The following is a 6393-nucleotide window of genomic DNA, read 5'->3' on the forward strand; positions in this document are numbered from 1 at the left end:
CCTCTATGTCCTCCGTGCCTGCCAGCTTGCCGAAGTCGTGGTCCGGTGGGGTGGGGGGTGCGGCCACGTCCAGGCCGTAGTGGTGGTAGAGCTGGAGTTCCTGCTCGGGGGAGAGGTGGCGGCCGACCCCGAAGTCCGGGGCGTCCTTGATGAGGGTGCGGTCGAAGGGGACGTGCAGGGTGCCCTCGACCAGTTCGCTGGGCTCCAGGGGGACGAAGGCGTCCCGGGAGAAGAGGCCGGTGCGTATGGCGGCCCACTCCGGTACCCCCGTCGCGTCGTCGAGGTAGACCTCGTCGACGGTGCCGATCTTGGTGCCGTTGCGGTCGAACGCCTTGCGGCCGATCAGGTTGCGCGGATCGATGTCGGTCAGCACGTGCCCTCCACTTGGTCGCAACTCATCCGAAGCGGTCGTAAGCACTACGAAAGAGCACTTCGGGGCGTGCGGCCACTCGAAGACGCGTGCGGGGACCTCGCTGGTAGGCTTGCGAACGGCTGCTGACCCCGTGCGGGAGAGTCCTCCGGACACCACCGGAGGCGCCGAAGGAGCAAATCCTCCCCGGAATCTCTCAGGCTCACGTACCGCTCGGACGAGGTCACTCTGGAAAGCAGGGCGGGTGTCGACGGCTTCCGCTCTCACCGACGGTGAAAGCCGGCGGCCTTCGGGCGGCCGGTGAAGCTCTCAGGTCGAGATGACAGAGGGGGAGGCCGTCGGGGTACCCGCGCCGGGGTACCCCTCGAAGGTCGCGTCAGACCAGGAGGCCTCCGCAATGACCGCCCACCGCATTCCGCTCGCAGAGCTCGAGCAGGGGATCCCGTTCGAGCAGCGTCACATCGGTCCGGATCATGAAGCCCGGGCCAAGATGCTCGCTCAGGTCGGGTACGGCTCGCTCGACGAGCTGACCGCCGCCGCCGTTCCGGACGTGATCAAGAACGCCGATGCGCTGGAACTGCCCGGTGCGCGCACCGAGGCCGAGGTGCTGGCCGAGCTGCGGTCCCTGGCCGACCGGAACCAGGTGCTCGACTCCATGATCGGGCTCGGGTACTACGGCACCTTCACCCCGCCGGTCATCCTGCGCAACGTCATGGAGAACCCGGCTTGGTACACGGCCTACACGCCGTACCAGCCGGAGATCTCGCAGGGACGGCTGGAGGCCCTGCTCAACTTCCAGACCATGGTCGCGGACCTCACCGGGCTGCCGACCTCGGGTGCCTCGCTGCTCGACGAGGGGACCGCGGCGGCCGAGGCCATGGCGCTGTCCCGCCGGATGGGGAAGAACAAGAAGGGTCTCTTCCTCGTCGACGCCGACGTGCTGCCGCAGACCATCGCCGTGATCGAGACCCGTGCCGAGCCGACCGGCCTGGAGGTCGTGGTCGCCGACCTCAGCGACGGCATCCCGGCCGGGATCGCGGAGCGTGAGATCAACGGCGTGCTGGTCCAGTACCCCGGCGCCTCCGGTGTCGTACGGGACATCAAGCCGCTCATCGACCAGGCTCACGAGCTCGGCGCGCTCGTGACCGTGGCCGCCGATCTGCTCGCGCTGACCCTGCTGAGGTCGCCGGGTGAGCTCGGGGCGGACATCGCGGTCGGGACCACGCAGCGGTTCGGTGTGCCGATGGGCTTCGGCGGCCCGCACGCCGGCTACATGGCCGTCCAGGAGAAGTTCGCCAGGAGCCTGCCCGGGCGGCTCGTGGGCGTGTCCGTGGACGCCGACGGCAACAAGGCCTACCGGCTCGCTCTGCAGACCCGTGAGCAGCACATCCGCCGGGAGAAGGCGACCAGCAACATCTGCACCGCGCAGGTGCTGCTCGCGGTCATGGCCGGGATGTACGCCGTCTACCACGGGCCCGACGGGCTCAAGGGCATCGCGCGGCGGACGCACCGGTACGCGAACATCCTCGCCGCGGGGCTGACGGCCGGCGGTGTCGAGGTCGTGCACGGGGCCTACTTCGACACGCTGACCGTGCGGGTGCCGGGGAAGGCCGCCGAGGTCGTCGCCGCGGCACGGCGGAACGGCGTCAACGTGCACCTCGTCGACGCCGACCAGGTGTCCGTCGCGTGCGACGAGACGACCGCGCGGGCCCAGGTGGCCGCCGTGTGGAACGCCTTCGGGGTCGAGGCCGACATCGAGGCGCTGGACGCGGCCACCGAGGAGGCGCTGCCCGACGCGCTGCTGCGCGGCGACGACTTCCTCACCCACCCCGTCTTCCACCAGCACCGCTCCGAGACCGCGATGCTGCGCTACCTGCGCCGGCTCGCCGACCGCGACTACGCGCTCGACCGCGGCATGATCCCGCTGGGCTCCTGCACCATGAAGCTCAACGCGACCACCGAGATGGAGCCGGTCACCTGGCCCGAGTTCGGGCAGCTGCACCCCTTCGCGCCCGCCGAGCAGGCCCAGGGCTATCTGACGCTCATCCAGGAGCTGGAGGAGCGGCTCGCCGAGGTCACCGGGTACGACAAGGTGTCGCTCCAGCCGAACGCCGGTTCGCAGGGCGAGCTGGCCGGGCTGCTCGCCGTCCGCGGGTACCACCGGGCCAACGGGGACGAGCAGCGGACCGTGTGCCTGATCCCTTCGTCGGCGCACGGCACCAATGCCGCCAGTGCCGTGATGGCGGGCATGAAGGTCGTCGTCGTGAAGACCGCCGGGGACGGCGAGATCGACGTCGAGGACCTGCGGTCCAAGATCGAGCAGCACCGGGACGAGCTGGCCGTGCTGATGATCACGTACCCCTCGACGCACGGGGTGTTCGAGGAGCACGTCGCCGACATCTGCGCGCAGGTGCACGAGGCGGGCGGGCAGGTCTACGTCGACGGGGCCAACCTCAACGCGCTGGTGGGGCTGGCCAAGCCCGGGCACTTCGGCGGTGACGTCTCGCACCTGAACCTGCACAAGACCTTCTGCATCCCGCACGGCGGCGGTGGTCCGGGGGTGGGTCCGGTCGGCGTGCGCTCGCACCTGGCGCCGTATCTGCCGAACCACCCGATGCAGCCCGCGGCCGGCCCGGCGACGGGCGTCGGGCCCATCTCGGCGGCGCCCTGGGGCTCCGCGGGGATCCTGCCGATCTCGTGGGCGTACGTCCGCCTCATGGGCGGTGAGGGGCTCAAGCGGGCCACGCAGGTGGCGGTGCTCTCCGCCAACTACATCGCCAAGCGGCTGGAGCCGCACTACCCCGTGCTCTACACCGGACCCGGCGGGCTGGTCGCGCACGAGTGCATCATCGATCTGCGTCCGCTGACCAAGGCGACCGGGGTGAGCGTCGACGACGTGGCCAAGCGGCTCATCGACTACGGCTTCCACGCGCCGACCATGTCGTTCCCGGTGGCCGGGACGCTGATGATCGAGCCGACGGAGTCCGAGGACCTGAACGAACTCGACCGCTTCTGCGAGGCGATGATCGCCATTCGCGCCGAGATGGAGAAGGTCGGCGCCGGGGAGTGGGACGCGGAGGACAACCCGCTGCGGAACGCTCCGCACACCGCCGGGGCGCTCGGTGGGGAGTGGGAGCACGCGTACACGCGCGAGGAGGCCGTCTTCCCGGGCGGTGTGTCGGTCGCGGACAAGTACTGGCCGCCGGTGCGGCGCATCGACCAGGCGTTCGGTGACCGGAACCTGGTGTGCTCGTGCCCGCCCCTGGACGCCTACGAGGACTGAGCCGATGGGAGAAAGGCCCCGCTGAGGCGGGGCCCTTCTCCGTTCTCGGGGTCCTTTCCGTTCCGCCCTAGGCGGTCGCCAGGGAGACCTCGGTCGACTTGATCAGGGCGACGACCGGGGCGCCGACGGCCAGGGACAGTTCGGTCGCGGAGTCGGCGGTGATCGCTGAGGTGAGTTCGCCTCCCTCGACGGCGATCCGCACGGTGGCCATGGCGGCGCCGCTCGTCACGGCGGTGACCGTGCCGGGGAGCTGGTTGCGGATGGACACGCCGCGGAGCGGGGCGGTGGCCAGGGAGACCTCGGTCGACTTCACCAGGGCGCGGACGGGCGAACCCTGGGTGAGGCCGAGGTCCGCCATGGCGTCGAGGGTGATGGCGGCCGTGAGGTCCTGTCCGCCGTCGAGGCGGATCCTGACCGTCGCCATGGCCTCTCCCGGGGTGACGGTGGTGACGGTGCCGGGGAGCTGGTTGCGGATGCTCAGGGTCATGGGCATCAACCTAGGGCCGCGGGCGGGTTTCGCTCGGTATGTGCGGATCAGCCGGTGTGGACGCGGGGGCGGCGGGCGCGGTCGGGTTCCGCCTCGCGCAGCACCTCCCGGGTGACGGGGGCGACCTCGCCCTGGCCGAAGAGGAAGAAGCGCAGGAAGTTGTGGAAGGGGCTGCCCTCGGTCCACTCGAAGTAGATGTGGGGGGTGCAGCCGGTGAGGTCGCGGACATGCAGGAGGAGGGCGGCCAGGGCGTTCGGGATGGAGGAGGACTCCAGGGTCAGGACGCGGTAGCGATCGTGAAGGACCTCGCCGCGCACGGTGAGGCTCGCCTCGAACTCGGAGGGGTCCAGGACGGTCACCTCGACGAAGACGAAGTCCTCGCCCGGGATGTCGTTGTCGGCGCGGATCTGCTCGATCTTGTCGCGGTACTCGGCCTTGTCGCGGCTGTCGGGTTCGTTGGCGATGAACCGGATCTTGCGGCTGGCGATGTCCCGGATGAAACGTTCCGCCATCTCGTCCAGCGTCACGCTGGTCACGCGGAGCTCGAAGGCGCGGGCCAGGCGGGAGAGGAAGGAGACCAGGATGATGCCGGCGATGAAGCAGGCGCCGATCTTCACGCCGTCGGGGCGCTCGATGACGTTCGCGACGGTGACGTAGAGGAACACCGCCGAGATGATCGCGAAGCCGATCGTCCAGCCCCGCTGGCCGGCCTTGCGGGCCGCGATGGTCACCGCGATCGCCGCCGAGCTGATGAGGACCAGGACGCCGGTGGCGTAGGCCCCGCCCTGGGCGTCGACGTCGGCGTCGAAGATCCAGGTGACCAGGAAGCCGATGAGGGTGAAGACGATGACCATCGGGCGGACGGCGCGGGCCCAGTGCGGGGCCATGCCGTAACGGGGCAGGTAGCGCGGCATCAGGTTGAGCAGGCCGGCCATGGCCGAGGCGCCCGCGAACCACAGGATGGCGATGGTGGAGGCGTCGTAGACGGTGCCGAAGGCGTTGCCGAGGTACTCGTGGGCCAGGTAGGCGAGCGCGCGGCCGTTGGCCGGGCCGCCCGACTGGAAGTCCTTCTCCGGGATCAGGAGGGTGGTGATGAAGCTGGTGGCGATCAGGAACACGCTCATGATGACGGCGGCGGCGGTCAGCAGCTTCTTGGTGTCGCGGATACGGCCCCCGGGGTGCGCCTCCGTGTCGCCCTCGTCGCCCTTGACGTGCGGCATGACGGCGACGCCCGTCTCGAAACCGGACAGGCCGAGCGCGAGCTTGGGGAAGACCAGCAGGGCCACCCCGACCATGGCGAACACGTTGCCGTGCTCGGCGGTCAGGGCGCTGGACCAGTCGGTGATGACATGGCCCGCGGTGATGACGTGCCACAGCCCGACGAACACCACGACCACGTTGAGGGAGAGGTAGACGCCGACCAGGGCGACCGCCACACCCACGGCCTCCAGGAAGCCCTTGAGGAAGACCGCGCCGAGCAGGGCGACCAGGACGAGCGTGATCAGCATCTGCTGGTTGTGCAGGGCGCCGGTGAGATGGGGGTTCTCGACCAGGTGCGTGGACGCGTCGGCCGCGGAGAGCGTGATGGTGATCAGGAAGTCGGTGGCGGCGAAGCCGAGCAGGGTCAGGACGAAGAGTTTGCCCTGCCAGAAGGACAGGAGACGCTCCAGCATGGCGATGGAACCCTCGCCGTGGGGGCTTTCCTCGGCCACGCGGCGGTAGACGGGCAGGGCGCCGACCAGGGTGACCAGGACGAGGACGATGGTGGCGACGGGGGAGAGCAGACCGGCCGCCAGGGCGGCGATGCCGGGCTGGTAGCCGAGCGTGGAGAAGTAGTCCACGCCGGTCAGGCACATCACCCGCCACCACCGCTGGCCCCGGTGCGGAGGCTCGGGTTCCGCGTGCGGGCCCACGTGGCCGCCGCCCTTGCCCATGTCCGACAGACCCTCCAGCATCCAGGAGCGCAGACGCCCCGGGGCAGGGTGCTCTGTGGTGACCATCGGGGGTGCTCCTCGGTGCGGCTCGGCTCGAATGCGGCCGCCCGTCCGACGGCGGCACCAGCGTAAGCGGAGAGTGACGCTCGGGCCCGCGCATGGCGGGCTCCGGGGCGTCAAACTTCCGTTAAGACTGCGCCTGCCGACGTCAAAGGTGCGTGATCGGCGGGTTGAGGAGGTCGTACATCCCGCTCGGGCCGACGGGACGAGGTGGCGGCCCCGGTGAACACGCAGCGTCATGAACGGGGCGGGGTGAGGG

General features: G+C 70.1%; 4 protein-coding genes and 1 riboswitch. Of the genes, 1 reads left to right on the plus strand and 3 read right to left on the minus strand.

Annotation, left to right across the window (positions count from 1 at the left end; translation table 11 throughout):
* A partial coding sequence (locus tag EHS43_RS33970) for a PRC-barrel domain-containing protein (protein WP_148104151.1) occupies nucleotides 1–373 on the minus strand: 373 nt, incomplete at its 3' end.
* 123 nt (nucleotides 374–496) lie between these two features.
* Nucleotides 497–592, plus strand: a riboswitch (glycine riboswitch).
* 175 nt (nucleotides 593–767) lie between these two features.
* Between EHS43_RS33970 and gcvP the strand changes: the two genes are divergently transcribed.
* The gene (gcvP, locus tag EHS43_RS33975; RefSeq protein ID WP_125194495.1) at nucleotides 768–3653 is read left to right on the plus strand and encodes an aminomethyl-transferring glycine dehydrogenase; all 2886 of its coding nucleotides are present in this window, start codon (nucleotides 768–770) and stop codon (nucleotides 3651–3653) included.
* Between the two features lie 67 nt (nucleotides 3654–3720).
* On the opposite strand, the gene EHS43_RS33980 is transcribed toward gcvP, so the two are convergent.
* Complete coding sequence (locus EHS43_RS33980; RefSeq protein ID WP_125194496.1) at nucleotides 3721–4140, minus strand: molybdopterin-binding protein; 420 nt, start codon at nucleotides 4138–4140, stop codon at nucleotides 3721–3723.
* A gap of 47 nt (nucleotides 4141–4187) precedes the next feature.
* A complete protein-coding gene (locus EHS43_RS33985) occupies nucleotides 4188–6140 on the minus strand; it encodes an APC family permease (protein ID WP_125194497.1) in 1953 nt (650 codons plus the stop codon).
* Between the last annotated feature and the right edge of the window lie 253 nt (nucleotides 6141–6393).

This window comes from Streptomyces sp. RP5T (genome assembly GCF_003933965.1).
In the GTDB taxonomy this organism is placed as follows: domain Bacteria; phylum Actinomycetota; class Actinomycetes; order Streptomycetales; family Streptomycetaceae; genus Streptomyces.

Bases quoted from the DNA above. Each gene is read 5' to 3' on its own strand.
- gcvP (WP_125194495.1), top strand. From the start codon at position 768: ATGACCGCCCACCGCATTCCGCTCGCAGAGCTCGAGCAGGGGATCCCG.
- EHS43_RS33980 (WP_125194496.1), bottom strand. From the start codon at position 4,140: ATGACCCTGAGCATCCGCAACCAGCTCCCCGGCACCGTCACCACCGTC.
- EHS43_RS33985 (WP_125194497.1), bottom strand. From the start codon at position 6,140: ATGGTCACCACAGAGCACCCTGCCCCGGGGCGTCTGCGCTCCTGGATG.